The organism is Streptomyces sp. NPDC127068 (assembly GCF_042724695.1).
Classification (GTDB): Bacteria; Actinomycetota; Actinomycetes; order Streptomycetales; family Streptomycetaceae; genus Streptomyces.
This window is the reverse complement of sequence record NZ_JBHXEN010000013.1, coordinates 57,299-78,871: the sequence shown is the minus strand read 5'-3', so window position 1 is coordinate 78,871 and position 21,573 is coordinate 57,299. Positions and strand designations below refer to the sequence as shown.

The 21,573-nt window shown below is 73.0% G+C and carries 15 protein-coding genes and 1 pseudogene; 9 read left to right on the top strand and 7 right to left on the bottom strand.

Going from position 1 to position 21,573, the window contains the following annotated elements:
- Window positions 1-41: 41 nt before the first annotated feature.
- Entirely contained in the window at window positions 42-584 is a 543-nt protein-coding gene (locus ACFWIA_RS10720; RefSeq protein ID WP_387002494.1) for a hypothetical protein, read from the bottom strand.
- A gap of 254 nt (window positions 585-838) precedes the next feature.
- Here ACFWIA_RS10720 and ACFWIA_RS10715 point away from each other — a divergent pair, with 254 nt between their 5' ends.
- Window positions 839-1,996, top strand: coding sequence for an acyl-CoA dehydrogenase family protein (locus ACFWIA_RS10715; RefSeq protein WP_387002492.1), 1,158 nt, complete (start codon window positions 839-841; stop codon window positions 1,994-1,996).
- A gap of 12 nt (window positions 1,997-2,008) precedes the next feature.
- On the top strand, window positions 2,009-2,890 hold the full coding sequence (gene tesB / locus ACFWIA_RS10710) for an acyl-CoA thioesterase II (RefSeq protein WP_387002490.1): 882 nt from the start codon (window positions 2,009-2,011) through the stop codon (window positions 2,888-2,890).
- Between the two features lie 13 nt (window positions 2,891-2,903).
- On the opposite strand, the gene ACFWIA_RS10705 is transcribed toward tesB, so the two are convergent.
- A complete protein-coding gene (locus ACFWIA_RS10705) occupies window positions 2,904-3,224 on the bottom strand; it encodes a hypothetical protein (protein WP_387002489.1) in 321 nt (106 codons plus the stop codon).
- Between the two features lie 181 nt (window positions 3,225-3,405).
- Between ACFWIA_RS10705 and ACFWIA_RS10700 the strand changes: the two genes are divergently transcribed.
- Window positions 3,406-4,200 (top strand): phosphatase, encoded by a 795-nt coding sequence (locus tag ACFWIA_RS10700; RefSeq protein WP_387002623.1) that lies wholly within the window; start codon window positions 3,406-3,408, stop codon window positions 4,198-4,200.
- Between the two features lie 39 nt (window positions 4,201-4,239).
- Here the strand turns inward: ACFWIA_RS10700 and ACFWIA_RS10695 are convergent.
- The 3 genes and pseudogenes from ACFWIA_RS10695 to ACFWIA_RS10685 form a co-directional block, all read right to left on the bottom strand.
- Window positions 4,240-5,193: pseudogene (locus tag ACFWIA_RS10695) on the bottom strand (cation diffusion facilitator family transporter); the annotation flags it as partial.
- Window positions 5,194-5,249: 56 nt separating this feature from the next.
- Window positions 5,250-6,443, bottom strand: a complete 1,194-nt coding sequence (locus ACFWIA_RS10690; RefSeq protein ID WP_387002487.1) for a cytochrome P450 — start codon at window positions 6,441-6,443, stop codon at window positions 5,250-5,252.
- Window positions 6,444-6,696: 253 nt separating this feature from the next.
- Window positions 6,697-7,374: a TetR/AcrR family transcriptional regulator gene (locus tag ACFWIA_RS10685; RefSeq protein ID WP_387002485.1), complete on the bottom strand. Its 678-nt coding sequence runs from the start codon at window positions 7,372-7,374 to the stop codon at window positions 6,697-6,699.
- Window positions 7,375-7,647: 273 nt separating this feature from the next.
- On the opposite strand from ACFWIA_RS10685, the gene speB reads away from it, so the two are divergent.
- Together speB and ACFWIA_RS10675 are read left to right on the top strand one after the other, a co-directional pair.
- Window positions 7,648-8,661, top strand: coding sequence for an agmatinase (gene speB / locus ACFWIA_RS10680; protein ID WP_387002483.1), 1,014 nt, complete (start codon window positions 7,648-7,650; stop codon window positions 8,659-8,661).
- A gap of 124 nt (window positions 8,662-8,785) precedes the next feature.
- A complete protein-coding gene (locus tag ACFWIA_RS10675; RefSeq protein WP_387002481.1) occupies window positions 8,786-10,480 on the top strand; it encodes a thiamine pyrophosphate-binding protein in 1,695 nt (564 codons plus the stop codon).
- A gap of 33 nt (window positions 10,481-10,513) precedes the next feature.
- Here ACFWIA_RS10675 and ACFWIA_RS10670 read toward each other — a convergent pair whose 3' ends face one another.
- On the bottom strand, window positions 10,514-11,869 hold the full coding sequence (locus ACFWIA_RS10670) for an FG-GAP repeat protein (protein WP_387002479.1): 1,356 nt from the start codon (window positions 11,867-11,869) through the stop codon (window positions 10,514-10,516).
- 407 nt (window positions 11,870-12,276) lie between these two features.
- Here ACFWIA_RS10670 and ACFWIA_RS10665 point away from each other — a divergent pair, with 407 nt between their 5' ends.
- The 4 genes from ACFWIA_RS10665 (at window position 12,277) to ACFWIA_RS10650 (ending at window position 19,709) form a co-directional block, all read left to right on the top strand.
- A complete protein-coding gene (locus ACFWIA_RS10665; protein WP_387002477.1) occupies window positions 12,277-13,230 on the top strand; it encodes a serine hydrolase in 954 nt (317 codons plus the stop codon).
- A 234-nt stretch (window positions 13,231-13,464) separates the two neighbouring features.
- On the top strand, window positions 13,465-17,484 hold the full coding sequence (locus ACFWIA_RS10660) for an ABC transporter ATP-binding protein (protein WP_387002475.1): 4,020 nt from the start codon (window positions 13,465-13,467) through the stop codon (window positions 17,482-17,484).
- A gap of 174 nt (window positions 17,485-17,658) precedes the next feature.
- Entirely contained in the window at window positions 17,659-18,063 is a 405-nt protein-coding gene (locus ACFWIA_RS10655; RefSeq protein ID WP_387002473.1) for a hypothetical protein, read from the top strand.
- A gap of 212 nt (window positions 18,064-18,275) precedes the next feature.
- Window positions 18,276-19,709 (top strand): S28 family serine protease, encoded by a 1,434-nt coding sequence (locus ACFWIA_RS10650; protein WP_387002471.1) that lies wholly within the window; start codon window positions 18,276-18,278, stop codon window positions 19,707-19,709.
- A 77-nt stretch (window positions 19,710-19,786) separates the two neighbouring features.
- Here ACFWIA_RS10650 and ACFWIA_RS10645 read toward each other — a convergent pair whose 3' ends face one another.
- Window positions 19,787-21,463 carry a glycoside hydrolase family 3 protein gene (locus ACFWIA_RS10645; protein ID WP_387002469.1) on the bottom strand — a complete coding sequence of 559 codons (1,677 nt, stop codon included), beginning with the start codon at window positions 21,461-21,463 and terminating at the stop codon, window positions 19,787-19,789.
- Window positions 21,464-21,573: the final 110 nt, after the last annotated feature.

The following is a 21,573-nucleotide window of genomic DNA, read 5'->3' as shown; positions in this document are numbered from 1 at the left end:
CCGCGTCACCATCGACACCGTCACGGAACGGCCCGTCGGATCTACTCCGGCAGGGGCTTGTAACGCAGCCCGTACTCATGGATGAGGCGATGGGTACCGGACCGCGAAAGCGCCAGGCCCTCCAAGTGCATGGCGTAGGCGAGGGACTTGGTCTGTGCCCTCGTCAGGTGCAGGACGTGCCGGGACCGCTCGGGTACGTGTCTCGCGGTGAGGACCGCCTCCGCGAAGCCCTCGGCGGGAGGCTTGCGGAGACGGTCGGCGATGGCCACGAAGTGGCGGACGGCAGCGAACTCGGCCGGTGCGAGTTCCACGGCCCGGGTGCGCGGAGGGGGCTCGCTGGTGCCGTGCCTGGACGCCCGCCGGCTTTCGCGGAAGGCCAGGACGTCGTGCCCCTCCGGCGTCAGCCGCACCGACCCCGCCAGCCGGCGGTTCTCGACGTCCGCCCCCTCGATCAGGCCCTGCTCCTGCAACGCGGCCACGTGCTTCCGGGCGACGTCCAGGTCGGCGGCGGCGATCCAGCCCCGCTTGCTCTGCCGCGCCTTGATCGCCGCCAGCACCTCGACCTGCGCACTACTCAGCGCCACGATTCCCTCCCCGACCTTCTGGTGCGGCCATCATGGCAACGCCCGGCCGGCGGTTGCAGGAGGTCGGGAAAAGTCCCCGCAACGGGCCGGTGGACGTACGTACGCGCGTACGAACGGGCAGGCGTCGCAGTGCGCCCCCCAAGCGCCCGCCCGAGGTCTGGACGGTGGGGTGACCGACGGGTAACCTGGGGCTGAGCAAGCGCTTAGTTTGTTGTCGTGCCCGTCGAGGGCCCGCCGGAGCCGAAGGAGACCCCGTGCGCCGCACCGTCTACAACGAGGACCACGAGGCGTTCCGGGACACGATCCGGGCCTTCATCGAGGCCGAGGTCGTCCCCGTCTACGACGAGTGGTTCGCCGCCGGACAGGTGCCCCGCGCGTTCTACGACAAGCTCGGTGAGCTGGGCGTCTTCGGGATCGAGGTGCCCGAGGAGTACGGCGGCGCGGGGCTGTCCACCTTCAAGTTCGAGGCGGTCATCGCCGAGGAGTGCGCCCGCGCGGGCGTCTCGTTCGGCGGCAGCGGCGTGCACGTCATGCTGTGCCTGCCCTACCTCAAGGCGTACGCGACCGAGGACCAGAAGAAGCGCTGGTTGCCGGACTTCGCGACCGGTCGCGCCATGTACGCCATCGCCATGACCGAGCCCGGCACCGGCTCCGACCTCGCCGGCATGCGGACCACCGCCAAGCTCTCCGCGGACGGCACGCACTACGTGCTCAACGGGGCCAAGACGTTCATCACCGGCGGCGTCCACGCCGACCGCGTCATCGTCTGCGCCCGCACCGCCGCGGCCACCCCCGAGGACCGTCGGCACGGGATCTCCCTGTTCGTGGTGGACACCAGGTCCGAGGGGTACGCGATCGGGCGCAAGCTCGACAAGTTGGGCCTGCGGGTGTCCGACACCGCGGAACTGTCCTTCACGGACGTCCGCGTGCCCGTCGAGGACCTGCTCGGCGAGGAGCACCAGGGCTTCGCCTACCTCGGGCAGAACCTCCCCAAGGAGCGCCTCGGCATCGCCGTCATGGCGTACGCGCAGGCCAAGGCGGCCGTACGGTTCGCGCAGGACTACGTGGCGGAGCGCGTTGTCTTCGGCCAGCCGGTCGCGGCCTTCCAGAACACCAAGTTCGAACTCGCCGCCTGCAAGGCCGAGGTGGACGCGGCCGAAGCCGTCGTCGACCGGGCCGTGGAGGCGATCGACGCCGGTGAGCTGACCGCCGCGGAGGCCGCGTCCGCCAAGCTGTTCTGCACCGAGGTCGCCCACCGGGTCATCGACCGCTGCCTCCAGCTGCACGGCGGCTACGGCTTCATGAACGAGTACCCGATCGCCCGCCTCTACGCGGACAACCGCGTCAACCGGATCTACGGCGGCACGAGCGAGGTCATGAAAATGATCATCGCGAAGGACATGGGCCTCTGAGAAGGTCTCGACATGGCCCCAGCACTCCAGTCGCTCCTCGATCTCCTCGACCTCGAACAGATCGAGGAGAACATCTTCCGCGGGCGCTCCCACCCCTCCGTGGTCCCGCGGGTCTTCGGCGGCCAGGTCGCCGCCCAGTCGCTGGTCGCGGCCGGGCGCACCGTCCCCGCCGACCGCCCGGCGCACTCCCTGCACGCGTACTTCCTGCGCCCCGGCGATCCGGGTGCACCGATCGTCTACACCGTCGACCGCATCCGGGACGGGCGGTCCTTCACCACCCGCCGGGTCGTGGCCGTGCAGCACGGGCAGCCGATCTTCCACCTGTCCGCCTCGTTCCAGGTGCACGAGGAGGGACTGGACCACCAGGCGCCCATGCCGGCCTCGCCCGACCCGGAGTCGCTGCCCACCGCCGACGAGACGCTGGAACGGTACGCGGACGCGCTGCTGCCCGGGGTCTCCGGCCGGCTGGCGGAGGCGCGGCGCGCCATCGACCTGCGGTACGTCGACGCCCCGCCGTTCGCGTTCCTCGGCGAGGCCCGCGAGCCGCGCTCCCAGGTGTGGTTCCGCGCCAACGGCAAGCTCGCCGACGATCCGTTGCTGCACGTCTGCCTGGCCACGTACGTCTCCGACATGACCCTGCTCGACTCGGTGCTGCTCGCCCACGGGCGGGGCGGTTGGGCGGTCGGGGACGTGGTGGGCGCCTCGCTGGACCACGCCATGTGGTTCCACCGTCCGTTCCGCGCCGACGAGTGGCTGCTCTACGACCAGGAGTCCCCGTCCGCCTCGGGCGGGCGGGGACTCGGGCAGGCCCGCATCTACACCCAGGACGGCCGGTTGGCGATCACCGTCATCCAGGAGGGCGTCATCAGGGTTCCGCGCACCCCCACCGGGTGAGCGGGCGGGGCGGTCAGGAGTCGGTGGACTCCGTGATCGTCCATTGGCCGACCTCCCGGTACGCGGAGTCGTACACCGTCTCGCCGGTGCCGGGTGCCAGGGCGTAGTGGTGCAGGTTGCCGCCCCAGTACCGCAGGACCCGGGACAACTCGCGCACCGCGGTGCTGGCGGGTTCGGTGTCGGGGACGTTCACTTCGAGGACGAACTTCACGAGCGGTGCCTCTCGTCGGGAGCGGGCTGGTCGTCTGGTGCGTGGGGCCCCGGGCGGCAGCGGAACGTCCGTCGCCCTCGACAGCGGGAACGGAGGTCCGATGCGCTCCTTCAATCGTTTCATGCAACTCCTTCTTGGGACTTCGCGTGACGAGGGGCCGGGAAGAGCGGGGGCCGGTCCGTCGGAAGTCTCAAATCGGGTCGCACGTTCCGGGGCGGCCCGCGGGGGCTACGGGCGGGCCGGGGGCGTTCCGGGTCGTGGATCGGGCTCCGCCGGGCGGGGGTGCGACGGCACAATGGGCGGCATGCCGATATCCGGGACACCCAGCCGAGCCGATCTCGTCGACCACCTGGTCCGTAGGCGCATCGCGGGCGACGTGGCCACGTCGCGTGAGAACAACCTCGACCACTACCGCAAGCTCGCCAACGGGGACCGGCACTACTGGCTGGGTCTGGAACTGGGCGACCGCTGGGCCGACGAGCAGGACGTGCTCGCGGTGATGGCCGAACGGTGCGGGGTGAACGACGACCCGCAGCACCGCCACGGCCAGGACACCATCGACCCGCAGCTGACCGTCGACGGACTGGAGCGGATGGCCGCCCGGCTGCGGAAGGCCGCCGAGGGCCGCGAGCGGGTGCTCTTCGCGACGGGCCACCCGGGCGGGCTGCTGGACGTCCACCGGGCCACCGCCACCGCCCTGCGCACGGCAGGTTGCGACATCGTCGTCGTCCCGGACGAGCTGTACGTGGACGAGGGCGTCGTCTACCAGATCGCGGACGTGGCGATGTTGGAGCGCGGGGCGACGCTGTGGCACACCCACTCGCCCGAGCCGATGAACGCCGTGCTCGACGGGCTGGAGCGGGCCGGCCTCACCCCGCCGGACCTGGTCGTCGCCGACCACGGGTGGGCGGGGCGCGCCGCGCAGCGCGGGTTCGACACCCTCGGGTACGCCGACTGCAACGACCCGGCGCTGTTCATCGCCGAGGCGGAGGGCACCCTCCAGGTCACCGTTCCGCTGGACGACCACGTCCCCAGCCCGCGCTACTACGACCCGATGACCGCGTACCTGTTGGCCGCCGCGGGCCTCACCGCCGGTTGAGCCGGTCGACCGGCTGACCGAAACGGACCGACCCCGCCGTTCACCGGCCCGGTTCCTCGGGCCGGGCGTCGGGTCCAGGTACACCCGGCTGATCACCGGGAACCGGGCCCGTAGCCGTCGCTCGGCCGCCTCGCACGCCTGCTCGACCTGCGCCGCGGTCGACACGTCCCGGAAGTCCACCTTGGCCGCCACCAGGGCCTCCCGCGGCCCCAGTAGTTGGGTGGTCAGTTCCAGCACGGCGTCCACGTGCGGATCGGCGAGCAACAGTGCCCGGACCTCCTGCCGTACGGAGGCCGGCAGCGGTCGTCCGATCAGCAGCTCGGCGTTGGAGCGGCCCAGCACCCACGCCACGCACAGCAACAGCGCCCCGATGCACAGCGAGGCGATCCCGTCCCACGTTCCGGAGCCGGTGAGCTGGCCGCCGAGCAGCCCGCCCGCCGCGAGCAGCAGCCCGGCGAGGGCCGCCGTGTCCTCCAGGACGACGGCCTTCACCGCGGTGTCCGGGGTGTGCCGCAGGTACGTCCGGAAGGGGACGCCGTGACCGCGGGCCTCCCGCCGGGTCTGTCGTAGGCCGGTCCGCAGCGAGTAGCCCTCCAGGACGAAGGCCACCGCGAGGACCAGGTACGACACCGTGGGGTCGCCCGGCTCCTCGCCGTGGGTGAGGGTGTGCACCCCGTCGTACACGGCGAACACGGCGCCGCCGACGAACGTGGCGACGGCCGCGAGCAGCGCCCACAGGTACCGTTCCGCGCCGTGGCCGACCGGGTGCGCCTCGTCGGCGGGCTTCTCGCCGCGTTTCAGCGCGGTCAGCAGGAGCAGTTCCGTGACGGTGTCGGCGACCGAGTGCGCGGCCTCCGACAGCATCGCGCTGGAGCTGCTGACGACCCCCGCGACCGCCTTGGCCACGGCGATCCCCAGATTGGCCGTCGCGGCGATCAGCACCGTGGTGACGCTCTCCCCGCTCCCCGAAGCGGCTTCGCCCTTTTCGTTCATGGGGGCGAAGTATGCCGGAGTTGTGAGGGTGTGGCGGGTCGTTCGGTGTGCCGGGGTCAGTCGAACCGCACGGGCAGCTCGGCCAGCCCCCGCAGCAGGGTGGCGGAGCGCCAGCGCAGTGCGTCGGGTGCGACGGCCAGCCGCAGTGCGGGTCGGCCGGCCAGGAGTTCTGCCAGCGCGACGACCGCTTCGGCGCGGGCGAGCGGTGCGCCGAGGCAGTGGTGCACCCCGTGGCCGAACCCCAGGTGCCCCGACCGGGTCCGCCGGGGGTCGAACACCTCGGGCTCCGGCCAGTGCGCCGGGTCCCGCCCCGCCGCGGCGAGCGAGACCAGGACGGCGTCCCCGCGGGGGACGGGCGTGTCGGCGATCCGGGTGTCCTCGGCCGCGTACCGGAAGGCGGCGGCGCTGACGGGGGAGTGGAACCGCAGGGTCTCCTCGACGACCCCCGCCAGCAGCGACGGGTCGGCCCGGACCGAGGCCAGCAACTCCGGGCGGCTCAGAAGGGCGTGGACGGCGCTGGAGATCAGGTTCACGGTGGTCTCGTGGCCGGCGACCAGCAGCAGGAAGCACATGCCGAGCAGGTCCTCGGGGGTGAGCGGGGCCTCGGCGTCCGGCGCGGCCAGGGCGCTGAACAGGTCGTCCCCGGGGTGCTCCCGCTTGTGGACGAGCATCCGGTCGAAGTACCCCGTCATCGCGGCGGCGGCACTGCGCGCGGCGGCGGCCGAGTCGGGTGTCACGAGGTCGCGGGACCACTCCCGCACCGCCGCCCGGTCCTCGGCGGGCACCCCGAGCAGTTCGCAGATGACGGTCACCGGCAGCGGCATCGCGAAGGCGGCCACGAGGTCGACCTCGCCCGACCGGGGCAGGGCGGCGACGAGTTCCGCCGCGATCTCCTGGACGCGCGGTCGCAGCGCGGCGACCCGGGCCGGGGTGAAGTGCCGGGCGACGCCCGCCCGTAACGCGGTGTGCTCGGGCGGGTCCGTCTGGAGCATGTTGCGACCCAGGGCGTGGCCGCCGTCGTCGGACCAGCTCCCGGAGTGCCGGATGTCGTTGCTCAACGCCGGGTCGGTGAGCGCCGCACGGGCCTCGGCCCGGCCCACGACCAGCCAGGCGTCCCCCGTGCCCGGTAGGTGAATCCGGTGGACGGGGCCCTGGCTGCGCAGATGGGCGTGGACGGCGGCGGGGTCGCGATCGGGATCGGTGCCCGCGGGGGCGAGGTCGTACAAGGTCGGGGCGGTGGCTGACGGCATGGGCGTTCCCTTCGAACGGTCGGGGAAGCACAGGAAGTGGGGAGTGGTCCCCGTTTCTTGATGCTAGCCGCTCCGCGAGCCTTCCGGCGAGGCGCCCCGTGCGGGGCCGGCGAGTGGCCACGCCGGTGCGCCGCACGCCCGCCCGCACGCCCGTCCGCCCGCACGCCCGCCCGGCCGTCCGCCCGCCCGTCCGCCCGTCCGCCCGCCCGCCCGTCCGCCCGCCCGGCCGGCCGGCCCAGGTCGGGCCGGGACCTCAGCGGCCCAGCCGCGGCCCCAACGCGTGCAACACGTCCGCCAACTCGTCCCCGGTGGGCGCCCGGCCGGGCAACGGCACGGGCGCCGGCGCCCGCAGCCCGTCCAGCAGCAGCGCCAGCTGCCGCTGCCACGCCCCGTCCAACGCCGCCAGCGCCGGAACCGTGCGCCCCACCGCGGCCAGCGCCAGCAACAGGTCCTCCACCGCCACGTCCCCCCGCATCGCCCCCTGCTCCTGGGCCCGCGCGACCAGCCGGGCCACGGTGCGCCGGTGCTCCTCGTGCAACGCGTCGAGCGCCGTGATCCCCGGGATCGCCGTCGTCATCAGGTCATTGGCCCCGGGATCGGCGGCCAGCTCCGCGTACACGGCGGTCACGTAGGCGCCCAGCCCCGCCCACGCGTCCGACTCGTCGAGCGCCCGCCGCCCGGCCCGCGCGGTCGCGTCGAGCAGGTCCCCGTACACCGCCCCGACCAGCGCCGCCCGGTTCGGGAAGTGCCGGTACAGCGTCGCACTGCCCAGCCCCGCCCGGCGCGCCACGTCGTCGAACGGCACGTCCAGCCCGCGCTCGGCGAACAGCCCGCGGGCCGCCGCCAGCAGCGCGTCCCGGTTCCGTACCGCGTCCCGCCGCGGGGAAACCGTCCTGCCGCCGCCCGTCCCGCCACCGTTCCCGCTGCTCACCGTGGTCTCCGCCTCTCCTCCGCCGGGGTCGCGGCCACCCTAGGCCCTGCTCACCCGCACCCCGCCCACCCACCGGGGCGGGCGGGGTCCCCGTGGCCCGGGCGGTGTCCGGTGTGCGCCACACTGGAACACGGGGTCGGGTCCACCCCGGGCACCACCCCGGTGCCCGGACCGCCGGCCCACCACAGCCACGAGCGTCCGGCGGACCTCCGGCCCGGGACACCCCCGGCCCCGGCGACCACCGCCCCGCACCGCACCAGGAGGAGTCCGACGATGAGCAGCACCGAGAACCCGGCCGAGGGCGCCCCCACCACCGGCCCCGCCGCCACCGGCCCCGTCGGCCCCGTCGACTCCTCCCGCATCCCCCGCTACGCCGGCCCCGCCACCTTCGCCCGACTGCCCCGCATCGACCAGGTCGCCGCCGCCGACGTCGCCGTGGTCGGCGTTCCCTTCGACACCGGCGTCTCCTACCGGCCCGGCGCCCGCTTCGGCGGCAACGCGATCCGCGAGGCGTCCCGACTGCTGCGCCCCTACAACCCCGCGCAGGACGCCTCCCCCTTCGCCCTGGCACAGGTCGCGGACGCCGGCGACATCGCGGCCAACCCGTTCGACATCAACGAGGCCGTGGACACCATCGAGGCCGCCGCCGACGACCTCATCGGCACCGGCGCCCGACTGATGACCCTCGGCGGCGACCACACCATCGCCCTGCCGCTGCTGCGCTCCGTCGCGAAGAAGCACGGCCCGGTGGCCCTGCTGCACTTCGACGCCCACCTCGACACCTGGGACACCTACTTCGGCGCCGAGTACACGCACGGCACGCCGTTCCGCCGCGCCGTCGAGGAGGGCATCCTCGACACCTCCGCCCTCTCCCACGTCGGCATCCGCGGCCCGCTCTACGGCCGGCAGGACCTCACCGACGACGAGAAGCTGGGCTTCGGCATCGTCACCTCCGCCGACGTCTACCGACGGGGCGCCGACGAGGTCGCCGACCAGCTCCGCCAGCGCGTCGGCGACCGCCCCCTGTACATCTCCATCGACATCGACTGCCTCGACCCCGCCCACGCCCCCGGCACCGGCACCCCCGAGGCCGGCGGCATGACCTCCCGCGAACTGCTGGAGATCCTGCGCGGACTCGCCTCCTGCAACCTCGTCTCGGCGGACGTCGTCGAGGTCGCCCCGGCGTACGACCACGCCGAGATCACCGCGGTCGCCGCCTCGCACACCGCCTACGAACTGACCACGATCATGGCCCGCCAGATCGCGGCCTCCCGCACCGAGGGCTGAGCCCCCGGCCGGCGGCGCGGCCACCGCACGCTCCGCACCGCCGGCCGCGCCGTCACCCACCGACGACCGCACCGCACCGCCGCTGACGGCGGGACGATCCACGACCACCCGGGAATGGCTGAACGTGACGCACGACCACCACGGACCGGAACTGCTGCCGACGCCCGCCCAGACCGCGGCGGCCCTCGACCCGCCCGCCGGCCGCCGCGGCGGTGACCTCGTCCTGGAGACCCTCAGCGGCCTCGGCGCCACCACCGTCTTCGGCCTGCCCGGCCAACACGCACTGGGCCTGTTCGACGCGCTGCGCCGCAGCGACCTGCGGTACGTGGGCCTGCGGGTGGAGAACAACGCCGGCTTCGCGGCCGATGCGTACGGCAGGCTCACCGGCGAAGCGGCACCCCTGCTGCTGTCCACCGGACCCGGCGCGCTCACCTCACTGGCCGCGCTCCAGGAGGCCGCCGCCGCCTCCGCACCCGTCCTCGCGATCGCCAGCCAGGTCCCGGCCGCCGGCCTCGGCGGCGGACGCCACGGCTACCTCCACGAACTCCCCGACCAACAGGCGTCGTTCCGGGACGTCGTCAAGTCCGTGCACCTCGCCCGCACCCAGTCCCAGATCCCGTCCGCGATCGCGGCGGCCTGGGAGTCCGCACTGACCGCACCGCACGGCCCCGTCTGGGTGGAGATCCCCCAGGACGTGCTCCTCGCCCCGACGTCGATCCCCGAGGTCACCGGACTCGATGCGACCCCGGAGGAGGTGTACCCGCGCCCCGAACTCACCGCAGTCGCCGCCGACCTGCTGTCCCGGGCCGAGCGTCCGGCGATCATCGCGGGCGGCGGAGTGATCCGTTCCGACGCCTCCGGCAAGCTGAAGGCGCTCGCCGAGCGGCTCGGCGCACCCGTCGTCACCACGTACGGCGGCAAGGGCGCCTTCCCGTGGAACCACGAACTGTCCCTCCAGTCCTGGATGGAGGACCAGCACGTCACGGAGTTCCTCCAGGATGCGGACGTGCTGCTCGTCGTCGGCTCGGGACTCGGTGAACTCTCCTCCCAGTACCACACGTTCCGCCCCCGCGGCCGGGTGATCCAGATCGAGGCGGACCCCGGCAAGCTGGAGTCCAACCATCCGGCGCTCGGCATCCACGCGGACGCCCGACTCGCCCTCGGCGCCCTGCTGGAGACCGTCCGGGCCCGCCCCGCCGGCAGCGCACCGGAGCGGGTGCGCGAGGTGCTCGCCGCCGTCCGCGCCCGGCTCGCCGAGCAGGAACTCACCCTGGAACAGGAGCTGTTGGCGACGATCCGGGCAGCGCTACCGAATGCCGCGCCGTCCTTCTGGGACATGACGATCCTCGGCTACTGGGCCTGGGCCGCGTTCGACGCGCGGCGCCCCAACACGATGCACTCGGCCCAGGGCGCGGGCGGCCTCGGTTACGCCTTCCCCGCCGCGCTGGGCGCCGCGGTGGCCGACCCCGGGCACCCGGTGCTCGCCGTCTCCGGCGACGGGGGAGCCCTGTACTCGATCGCCGAACTGGCCACCGCCCGCCAGTACGACCTGAACGTCACCTGGCTCATCGTGGACGACGGCGGGTACGGCATCCTGCGCACGTACCTGGCCGACGCGTTCGGCGAGCCCGCCGGGGAGCCCTCGATGGACCTCCCCGGCCCGGACTTCGTCGCCCTCGCCGAGTCCTTCGGCGTGCCCGCGACCCGCGCCACCCCGGACACCCTGGGCGCCGCCCTGACCGAGTCCCTGGCGCGGCCCGGCCCTTCGGTGGTGGTGCTGCCGGCGCGACTGCGCATGTTCGCCCCGACGCACGGCTAGCCCCGCGGCGGGCCCGGACCGCCGGACCCCGCGCTACCGCAGGATGCCCTCGACGGCGGCCCGGTCGATCACGGTGACGCCGTGGCGGGCGACGCCGGACCGGGTCCCCGGCAGCCGCAGCGAGCCCTCCCGACCGGTCACGTGCAGGTCCGCGTGGCCGTCGCGATCGGTGTCGGCCAGCCGCACCGCCTCGCCGAGCGCGTCCCCCCGGGCGAGGGGGCCGGGCACCCCGGCCGCCGCACGGTCGACGTACTGGGCACCCCGACCGGACGGCCCGGACGAGCCGCCCCGCAGGACGTGCACCGCGCCCGCGTCCGTCTTGCCGCCCACGTCCTCGCCGGGCACCCCGATCACGAGGTCCGGGTGACCGTCCCGGTCGACGTCGCCCGCCGCGACGGACGCGCCGAAGCGGTCGCCCGCCTCGGGGGAACCGGCGACCCCGGAGGTGGCCTGGGTGATCCGGCGGTAGGTGGTCGCCTCCTTCGCCCCGCCGCGCCACACCGTGACGTAACCCTTCGCCCCGGTGGCCTCGGGCGTGCCGATCGCGAGGTCGCCGTACCCGTCCCGGTCGAAGTCGGCGACGACGCCCTCACCCATGTGGTCCTGCACGACGTCGAGGGGGATGGTCCGCCCCTCGGCGAGTTCCGTGCCGCCGCCGCGGTAGAAGCGGGCGTGCCCGGTCAGCCGGCTGTTCCGGGGGATCGCACCGAGGACGACCAGATCGGTCGCACGGTCCTTGGTGACCTCGCCCGCGATGAGGTGGGACGCGTAGAAGCGGCCCCGGTCCACCAGGACGGGCCGCACGTCGACGGCGCCGGGCGCGTACCCGCCCTGGAAGACGAACGCGTTCGAGGACTCGACGGCCGCCAGCTCGACGTCCCCGTCGCCGTCGAAGTCACCGGTGGCGAGGTCGCTGCCGAACTGGTTCCACGCCTGGTGACCGGCGGACGGTACCGAGGTGCCGCCGGACAGGCCCTCGGGAGAGCCCCACAGGATGATCACGGCGCCCCGCCGGTCCCGGCCGTTGATGGCCTCGCCGATCGCGGAAACGGCCAGGTCACCGTAACCGTCACGGTTGAAGTCGGCGGCGCTGCGCACCCCGCCGAAGAGATCGCCCTCCTCGTCGGCGCCGGGCACGCCGGGGCTGTTCTGGTCGATGAACCGCACGGTCGTGCCGGGGCCCCGTGCCGTGCCGTGGACGACGCGCACCGCGCCGCCGGGGCTGGTCGTGGCGGCCGAGGCGTAGTCGCGGTGGCCGTCCCCGTTGAAGTCGTCGGGGAGCGCCGGCCGGGGGGCCGCCGCCACGGTGGCGGCCGGAAGGGTCAGCAGCCCGCCGGTGAGCGCGACGACCGCGCCGGTCGCGAGGGCGAGACGTATGGGCTTGCGCATGGGGTGTCGACTCCCGTTGACGTTGGAGAGGCGCCGCTCGGCGAACTCATGGGGTGACGAGGGGAGATGGCACTGACAAGGACACCTTGACCGGGGGGAGGGTTGTACTCCCGCCGGGTGCGCGGGGGCATCCGCTCCGTCACGGTGGGCCGTGGTTCCTGCTCCCCGCTCCTGGCCCCCGGCCCGCCCGCCACACGGCCGGTCGTCGCACGAATTTTCGTCGGACGTGCAACCGTCGGCGCGGTCTCGCTGTCCCATACACGTAGGCCCGTGCAGGGGCGGGGGGTCGCCTTCCTGCACGGATTCATCCGTGGTGAGCGGAACAACCGCACGCGCGGACCGCCGAGTCGGCGGAAGACCAGAAGCACGAGCGATGCGCGGCAACGCGTGGAACATGGGGGTTGGACATGGGGGTTCGGGGGGTACGCGGCTTCGTCGCGGGCACGGTCGTCGCGGCGGTCGTCGCGGGGGCAGGGGTGAGCGGTACGGGCACGGCCGTCGCCGCCGCTCCGGCGGTGACGTGCACATCGGCCAAGCCGGGGCTCGCGGCCAAGCTGAAGAAGGACATCACGGCGGCGCTGAAGAACCGGTCGGGCACGGTCGCGGTCGGGCTGTACGACCGGAAGACGAAGACCAAGTGCGAACTGCGCGGAGGCACATCGTTCGACTCCGCCAGCATCGTGAAGGTCACCGTGCTGGCCGCGCTGCTGTGGGACTACAAGAAGACGGACCGGCTCCTCACCACCCGTGAGGCATCGCTCGCCAGGGCGATGATCACCAAGTCCGACAACGCGGCCACCAGCACCTTCTGGCAGCAACTCGGCACCACGAAGATCAAGAAGTTCCTGACGGCCGCCGGGATGAAGAAGACGGTGCCCGGTGCGCGGGGCTACTGGGGGCTCACCCGGGTCAACATCAAGGACGAGCAGCGGCTGCTGTCCCTGATCACCGCGAAGAACTCGGTGCTCAGCGACGGCTCGCGCGCGTACCTCAAGAAACTGATGAACGAGGTGATCAGCTCGCAGCGCTGGGGCACCCCGGCCGGGGCCCCCTCGTCCACCAAGAAGTACGTCAAGAACGGCTGGCTGCCCCGGGCCCAGCACGGGTGGCGCGTGCACAGCATCGGGGCGTTCCAGGGCGGCGGACGGGACTACTACATGACCGTCCTCACCCATGGGAACCGCAACATGAACTACGGGGTGGCCACCATCCAGGCCGTGGCGAAGGCCGTCCACAAGGACCTCGCGCCGGGAACGGCGGCGGCCCAGCGCTACGTGCCCACCGCGACGCCCAGTGAGGCGATCCCCGCCGTTCCGGAGGCGCCGGGCGCTGCGGGTGTTGCCGGGGTTCCGATCGGGTGACACCCCGGAGCACTGGCTGACCGGTCCCGCACCCGGGGGGTGCGGGACCTTCGCCGTTCCCGCGCGCCCTCCGCGCGCACCCTCACCACCCGCACCCGCGCGCACGCTCTCCGTGTCCGCGTGCGCCGCCGCGCTTCCGCCCGATTGTTGCGGGGGGATGAAATCCGGATCATCCGATGTTCACATTCCGGTGGACCGGTACGACGGCGGACCGGGCGGAATCGGGAGGAACGGGTGTCAGTGCAGAAGGGGGAGCGGGACAAACCCGGCGACCGACCCAGGGAGCGCCGCGACGGAGGGCCGTCCCCGCAAGGCCCCGTTCACACGAACGGCCCCGCGGACGCCCCTGGGGCCAGTGCTCCGAACGTCCCCGCGCCCTCCTGGGGGCGCCGCCTCACCGCGTACGCCTGGCGCCACCCCAAGGACGTCGTCCTCGCCCTCGTCTCCTCCCTCGGCGGCATGGCCGTCATGGCCCTCGTCCCCCTGATCACCAAGGTGATCATCGACGACGTGGTGGGCGACCGCACCCGCTCCATGGCCGTCTGGGCCGGCCTCCTGCTGGCCGCCGCAGCCGTCGTCTACGTCTTCACGTACGTCCGCCGCTACTACGGCGGACGCCTCGCCCTGGACGTCCAGCACGACCTCCGTACCGACATGTACGACACGATCACCCGACTCGACGGGCGCCGGCAGGACGAACTGTCGACCGGCCAGGTCGTCGGCCGCGCCACCAGCGACCTCCAGCTCATCCAGGGCCTGCTGTTCATGCTGCCGATGACCATCGGGAACGTCCTGCTGTTCCTGATGTCCCTCGCCATCATGGCGTGGCTGTCCCTGCCACTCACCCTGGTCGCCGTCGCCGTCGGCCCCGCCCTCTGGTTCATCGCCAAACGCAGCCGCACCAAACTCCACCCCGCCACCTGGTACGCACAGGCACAGGCCGCCGCCGTGGCCTCCGTCGTGGACGGGGCGGTGTCCGGAGTCCGGGTCGTCAAGGGATTCGGCCAGGAGGACCAGGAGACCGGCAAGGTCCGCGACGTCAGCCGCCGACTCTTCGCCGGACGGCTGCGCACGGTCCGGCTGAACGCCCGCTACACCCCCGCCCTCCAGTCCGTGCCCGCCCTCGGCCAGGTCGCGATGCTCGCCCTCGGCGGCTGGCTGGCCGTACGGGGACAGATCACCCTCGGCACCTTCGTCGCCTTCTCGGCCTACCTGGCCCAGCTCGTCGGCCCGGTCCGGATGCTCGCCGTCGTCCTCACCGTCGGCCAGCAGGCCCGCGCGGGCGCCGAACGCGTCCTCGAACTCATCGACACCGAACCCACCCTCACCGACGGCCCCCGCGCCCTGCCCGCCGACGCCCCCGCCACCGTCGAGTTCGACGGCGTCACCTTCGGCTACGACAGCGAACGCCCCGTGCTCGACGGACTCAGCTTCGAGATCCGCGCCGGGGAGACCCTCGCCGTGGTCGGCGCCTCCGGCTCCGGCAAGTCCACCGTCGCCCAGCTCCTGCCCCGCTTCTACGACGTCGACCGGGGCGCCGTCCTCATCGGCGGCCACGACGTCCGCACCCTCACCCTCGGCTCCCTGCGGCACGCCATCGGCCTCGTCCCCGAGGACAGCTTCCTCTTCTCCGACACCATCCGCGCCAACCTCGCCTACGGCAGGCCCGACGCCACCGACGAGGAGATCCGGGCCGCCGCCCGGGCCGCCCACGCCGACCGGTTCATCGACGAACTCCCCGACGGGTACGACACCGAGGTCGGCGAACAGGGGCTCACCCTCTCCGGCGGCCAGCGCCAGCGCCTCGCCCTGGCCCGCGCCCTCCTCACCGACCCGCGCCTGCTCGTCCTCGACGACGCCACCTCCGCCGTGGACGCCCGCGTCGAACACGAGATCCACGAGGCACTGCGCCAGGTGATGGCCGGACGCACCACCCTCCTCATCGCCCACCGCCGCTCCACCCTGAACCTCGCCGACCGGATCGCCGTCCTCGACCGGGGACGACTGGCCGACCTCGGCACCCACGAAGAACTCACCGCCCGCTCCCCCCTCTACCGGCGGCTCCTCACCGACCCCGACGAACTGGGCGCCGTCTCGCCCGGCCACGTGCCGGCCGGCCGGGTCCTCACCGAGGAGGGCCCGGACGCCGCCGCGCTCCGCGCCGAACTCGACGCCCAGTACGACGCCGAGCACGGCATCACCCCCCACCTGTGGACCGGCGACCGCGCCCCCAAGGGCAACGGCGACTTCGACGGCACCCCGGCGACCCCCGAACTGCTCGCCCAGGTCGAAGCGCTACCACCGGCCACCGACCGGCCCGCCGTCGACGAGGCCCGCGCCGTACTGCCCGAGGACTCCTACGGACTGCGGCGACTGCTGCGCGGCTTCTGGGCCCCGCTCGGCATCGCCCTCGCCCTGGTCGCCGTCGACGCCGGGATGGGCCTGCTGCTGCCCGTCCTCATCCGGCACGGCATCGACTCCGGGGTCACCGAAGCCGCCCTCGGCGCGGTGTGGGCCGCCTCCCTGCTCGGGCTGCTCGCCGTGCTCGCCCAGTGGGCCGCGCAGAACGCCGGCATCCGACTCACCGGCCGCACCGGCGAGCGCATGCTGTACGCACTCCGACTGAAGATCTTCGCCCAGCTCCAACGCCTCGGCCTCGACTACTACGAACGCGAGCTGACCGGGCGGATCATGACCCGGATGACGACCGACGTCGACGCGCTGTCGACGTTCCTCCAGACCGGACTCGTCACCGCGTTCGTCTCCGTCGTCACCTTCTTCGGGATCATGGTCGCGCTCGTCGTGCTCGACGTGCAGCTCGCCCTGGTCGTCTTCCTGACGCTCCCCCTGCTCGTCGTCGGCACGTACTTCTTCCGCAAACAGAGCGTGCGGGCCTACGAACTCGCCCGGGAACGCGTGTCGGTCGTCAACTCCGACCTCCAGGAGAGCGTGGCCGGACTGCGGATCGTGCAGGCGTTCCGACGCGAGGAGGACGGCCGGAAGCGGTTCGCCGCACGCAGCGCCGACTACCGGGCCGCCCGGGTCCGCGGCCAGTGGCTGATCTCGGTGTACTTCCCGTTCGTGCAGTTCCTGTCGTCGGGCGCGGCCGTCGCCGTGCTGATCGTCGGCGCCGGACGGGTGGAAGCGGCGACCCTCACCACCGGTGCGCTCGTCGCCTACCTGCTGTACATCGAACTGTTCTTCGCACCCGTCCAACAGCTCTCACAGGTCTTCGACGGGTACCAGCAGGCGACGGTGTCGCTCGGCCGCGTCCAGGAGCTCCTGCGCGAACCGACCTCGACCCGCCGCGCCGCCGAACCGCTCGAAGTGAGCTCCCTGCGCGGGGAGATCGCCTTCGAGGACGTGGGCTTCGCCTACCGCACCGAGGACCCCGAGGGCATCGGGAACGCCGAGGGCCCTGACAGTGCCGAGCGCCCCGACAGCGCGGAGGGCACGAAGGGCGCCGTCACGTCGCCGCCGGGCGTCGTCCCCACCGCTTCCTCCCCGATCGCGCTGAGCGACGTGGCCCTGCGCATCCCGGCCGGGCAGACCGTCGCGTTCGTCGGGGAGACCGGCGCCGGCAAGTCCACCCTGGTCAAACTGGTCGCCCGGTTCTACGACCCCACCGCCGGCCGCGTCACCGTCGACGGCACCGACCTGCGCTCCCTCGACCTCACCTCGTACCGCCACCGCCTCGGCGTCGTCCCGCAGGAGGCGTACCTCTTCCCCGGGACCGTGCGCGACGCCATCGCCTACGGACGGCCCGACGCCGCGGACGCGGAGGTGGAGGCCGCCGCCCGGGCGGTCGGCGCACACGACATGATCGCCACCCTGGACGGCGGCTACCTCCACGAGGTCGCCGAACGCGGACGCAACCTCTCCGCCGGGCAACGGCAGCTGATCGCCCTCGCCCGCGCCGAACTCGTCGACCCCGACATCCTGTTGCTCGACGAGGCCACCGCCGCCCTCGACCTCGCCACCGAGGCCCAGGTCAACCAGGCCACCGACCGGCTCGCCGGACGCCGCACCACCCTGGTCGTGGCCCACCGGCTCACCACCGCCGCCCGCGCCGACCGGGTCGTCGTCATGGACCGCGGACGCGTCGCCGAAGACGGCACCCACGCCGAACTCCTCGCCCTCGACGGCCGGTACGCCCGACTGTGGCGCACCTTCGTGGGCGCCGACGAGGACCGACCCGACCGCGGGGACGGGAGCGGACCCACCGGCACGACCATCGGCATCGGCGCCGACTGAACGCGCCAACGCAACGGGGGGCCGCCGTACCGGGCGGCACCCCCCCCGGTAGCCCCGGCGACCTCCGACCGGGACCGCTCCGACCACTTCCGGCCACCTGCAACCGCACGGACGTCACCAGCGTCCCTACGTCAGGACGTTGACCCCTGATGCCGGTGCGTTTGGAGAGGTGACGTGGAGAACGGCGACCTTCGCGCGCGACTTGCCCGGACGGGAGCGCTGTTCACCACGGCGCTCACCCTCGCCTCCCTGCTCGTCCTCGCCGGACCGGCCGTCACCTCAGCCGAGGCCGCCCCGTCCTGCGCCGGCCGCGTCGTGCGCACCCTGCAACTGGGCCCCGGCGAGGTCGTCGTCTACAAGAACTCCCGCTGGGTGTGCGCCGTCACCACCGCCCACCGCAGAGGCGACCTGCGCCACATGACCGTCGGCGTCCAGGCCCGCGGCAGCCGAGAGGTCGTCAAACGGGGCTGGTTCCGCAAACGCAGCATCCCCGTGACCGTCTACGCGGGTCAACGCTGCGTCCGGGTGGCCGGTTCCATCAGCGGGCAGCACCGCCGCAGCGGATGGATGCTCTGCTGACCCGCCGCGCGCCACGCCCGGAACGGGCCCGCCGACCGGGTGATCCGTACGGACGCTCGAAGGGCGACCCGCCGCCCGATTCGCCCCGCAACGCCCGTCGCTGCCCCTCCCCCCACGCAACGGAAGTGGTCACCCGTCACCAAGGGGTACTAGTGCAGCCGGTGTCGCTCCGCTAGGTTCGCGCAGGCATCAGCAGACCCAGGGGAGAACGCATGACCAAAGCGCTCAGATGGCTGCTGTCGCTCGTGGTGCTCATAGGCACCGTGAGCACGGCAGGCGCGGCCACCGCCGCGACCAGGACCGAGCCGGCCGACATCAAGGACCGGCTGCTCGCCATTGCAGGCTTGAAGATCGTCGAGGAACGACAACTGGTCGGCTACCGGTACTTCGTCCTCGCGTACACCCAGCCGGTCGACCACCGGCGCCCCGCGCGGGGCACGTTCCAGCAGCGCGTGACCGTGTTGCACAAGGACACGGACCGCCCCACGGTCTTCTCGACCAGCGGCTACCACGTGTCCACCAACCCGGGACGCAGCGAACCGACCCGGATCGTCGACGGCAACCAGGTCTCCATGGAGTACCGCTACTTCTCGCCGTCCCGCCCCGCACCCGCCGACTGGTCCAAGCTGACCATCTGGCAGGCCGCCAGCGACCAACACCGCATCTTCAAGGCCCTCAAGGGCATCTACTCGAAGAAGTGGATCGCCACCGGCGGCTCCAAGGGCGGCATGACCGCCACGTACTACGAGCGGTTCTACCCGCGGGACATGGACGGCATCGTCGCCTACGTCGCACCCAACGACGTCGACAACCGCGAGGACGCACGGTACGACCGGTTCCTCGCGAACGTCGGCACCGAGGAGTGCCGCGACGCGCTCGCCGCCCTCCAACGCAAGGCGCTGGTCCGCCGCGCCCCCCTCTCGAAGATGTACGCCGAACTCGCCGAGGGCGGCGGCAACACGTTCGCCACCATCGGCAGCCTCGACAAGGCGTTCGAGGGCGTCGTCCTCGACCTGGTGTGGGGCTTCTGGCAGTACCAGGACGAGGCGGACTGCCTGACCCTCCCGGACGCCGACCGGGCCACCGACGAGGAACTCTTCGCCTTCGTCGACAGGATCATCGGCTGGTACTCCTACACCGACCAGGGCCTGGAGCCGTACACGCCGTACTACTACCAGGCGGGCACCCAACTCGGCAGCCCCGACGTCCGTCAGCCGTGGCTCGGCGACCTGTCCCGGTACGGCTACCAGCCGCCCCGGGCCCTGGTGCCCCGATCGATCCCGATGTCCTTCGAGAAGCACGCGATGCGGGACGTCGACCGCTGGGTGCGCGACAACGCCACCCGCATGCTCTACGTCTACGGTGAGAACGACCCCTGGGGCGCCGAACCCTTCCGCCTCGGCAAGGACTCCCGGGACTCGTACGTCTTCACCGCCCCCGGCGCCAACCACGGGGCCAATGTCGCCGGACTCGTCGAAGACGAGCGGGCCAAGGCGACCGAGCGCATCCTGAGTTGGGCCGGACTCGCCCCGGAGGCCGCCGCCGCGGCGAACGCCCCGGACCGCGAGGTCGCCCCGCTCGCCCCGTACGACCGCCGGCTCGACCGCGAGGGCACCACGCTCCAGCAGCCCACGCTCCGGCCGTAGCACCACCGCCGTAGCGGTTGCGGGTAGGCGTCCGTCCCGCCCGTGGGTTCGCGCACCCACGGGCGGAACGTCCTGCCTCAACGGTACGAAAGCCCGTGACCCAGCGGGAACCACACCCGACCCGGGTCACCCGGGTACGGGACCGGCACCGGCAGCCGCCCCCCGGGTCGCGCCCGACCCGCCAAAACCTTCGCGACGGCCCGCAGTTCGGTGTCGCCCCACGAATAGACCGCCAGCACCGCGTCCGCGCCGGGCAGCCACGCCACGTCGTACGGGTCGCGCAACGCCACCGCCACCACCGGGACGCCCGCCGCCGCCAACTCCGCGACCAACGTCCGCTGACCGCTGTGGGCCGCCGCGTTGTACGTGGTGACCACGACCGCGTCCTTGCCGCGGGCCGCCACCACCGCGGCGTCGATCCGCTCCCGCGAGGGCGCCGTACCCGTCGACAGGGCCGTCACCGCGAACCCCGACTCCGTGAGCGCCGCCGCCAGCACCGCAGTGGGCGGGCCCGTCGTACCGGAGGGCGACACCGGGTCGGCGCCGACCACCAACAGGTCACGGTGGGTCCGCCGGGACAACGGAAGCAGGCGTTCCGCGTCGGTCAGCAGAGTCGTACCGCGAACGGCGATCCGGTCGGCGGCGGCCCGGTGCGCCCGGTGCCCCACCACGGCGCCCACCGCGCCTTCCGGCACGTACGGGGAGCGGAACAGCCCGCGCCGCTCCTTGAGCCGCAGCACCCGCAGGACCGACCGGTCCAACCGTTCCTCGGTGATCTCGCCGTCGCGCACCGCCGCGAGGACGCCGTCGAATGCGGCCTTGAGGTCCGGCGGGTTCAGCAACTGGTCCACTCCGGCCCGCAGCGCCAGTACCGGAACCCGGTCGTCCCCGTACTTCTGCCGCACGCCCTCCATCGCCAGCGAGTCCGTGACGACCACCCCGTCATAGCCCAGTTCGTCACGGAGGATGCCCGTCATGATGGGGTGCGACAGGGTCGCCGGGTCACCGGACGGGTCCAGCGCCGGGAACTGGAGGTGCGCCGTCATCACCGCGTCGACGCCCGCGCGCACCGCGGCTCGGAACGGTGGCGCGTCGAGCCGTTCCCACTCCGCCCGCGAGTGCCCGATCACCGGCAGGCCGGTGTGGCTGTCCACCCGGGTGTCCCCGTGCCCCGGGAAGTGCTTGACGGTGGCGGCGACCCCCGCGCGCTGGTACCCGCGCACCTCGGCTGCCACCAGTTCGGCCACCGCCTCGGGATCACTGCCGAAGGACCGTACGCCGATCACCGGGTTCGCCGGGTCGACGTTGACGTCGGCCACGGGGGAGTAGTTCTGTCGGATGCCCAACGCGGCCAGTTCGACCCCCGCGATGCGGCCCAGCTCGCGGGCGTCGGCCACAGATCCGCCCGCCCCGACAGCCATCGCACCGGGGAACAGCGTCGCCGGACTTCCGACCCGGCACACGATCCCGTGCTCCTGGTCGGTCGAGATCAGCACCGGCACCGGGACGTCCTGCGCGAGGGCGGCGCGCTGGATGCCGTTCGACAGTGCGGCGATCTGCGCGGGGCCGCGGGTGTTCCCGGCCCAGGAGAAGTAGATGATCCCTCCGACGTGGTACTCCGCCACCAACTCGGCGGCCGTTCGCACCCCGATCTCGCGCAGGTTCGCTTCGATGTCCGAGGGATCGGGCGCGGTCGCCGAGTGCCCGTACACCCGCATGACGAAGAGCTGCCCGACCTTCGCTTCCAGGGTCATCCGGGAGAGCAACCGCCGAAGCCGCCGTTCCCGTGGGCCTGCGGCGGAATCAGTGGAGTCGGCGGAGTCGACGGAGTCACTGGAATCGGTGGGTGAGCCGGTGTTTACGG

Excerpts from the sequence above, each read along its gene's own strand:
- tesB (WP_387002490.1), top strand. The coding sequence starts at position 2,009 with ATGGCCCCAGCACTCCAGTCGCTCCTCGATCTCCTCGACCTCGAACAG.
- ACFWIA_RS10705 (WP_387002489.1), bottom strand. The coding sequence starts at position 3,224 with ATGAAACGATTGAAGGAGCGCATCGGACCTCCGTTCCCGCTGTCGAGG.
- ACFWIA_RS10700 (WP_387002623.1), top strand. The coding sequence starts at position 3,406 with ATGCCGATATCCGGGACACCCAGCCGAGCCGATCTCGTCGACCACCTG.
- ACFWIA_RS10690 (WP_387002487.1), bottom strand. The coding sequence starts at position 6,443 with ATGCCGTCAGCCACCGCCCCGACCTTGTACGACCTCGCCCCCGCGGGC.
- speB (WP_387002483.1), top strand. The coding sequence starts at position 7,648 with ATGAGCAGCACCGAGAACCCGGCCGAGGGCGCCCCCACCACCGGCCCC.
- ACFWIA_RS10670 (WP_387002479.1), bottom strand. The coding sequence starts at position 11,869 with ATGCGCAAGCCCATACGTCTCGCCCTCGCGACCGGCGCGGTCGTCGCG.
- ACFWIA_RS10665 (WP_387002477.1), top strand. The coding sequence starts at position 12,277 with ATGGGGGTTCGGGGGGTACGCGGCTTCGTCGCGGGCACGGTCGTCGCG.
- ACFWIA_RS10650 (WP_387002471.1), top strand. The coding sequence starts at position 18,276 with ATGACCAAAGCGCTCAGATGGCTGCTGTCGCTCGTGGTGCTCATAGGC.
- ACFWIA_RS10645 (WP_387002469.1), bottom strand. The coding sequence starts at position 21,463 with ATGACCCTGGAAGCGAAGGTCGGGCAGCTCTTCGTCATGCGGGTGTAC.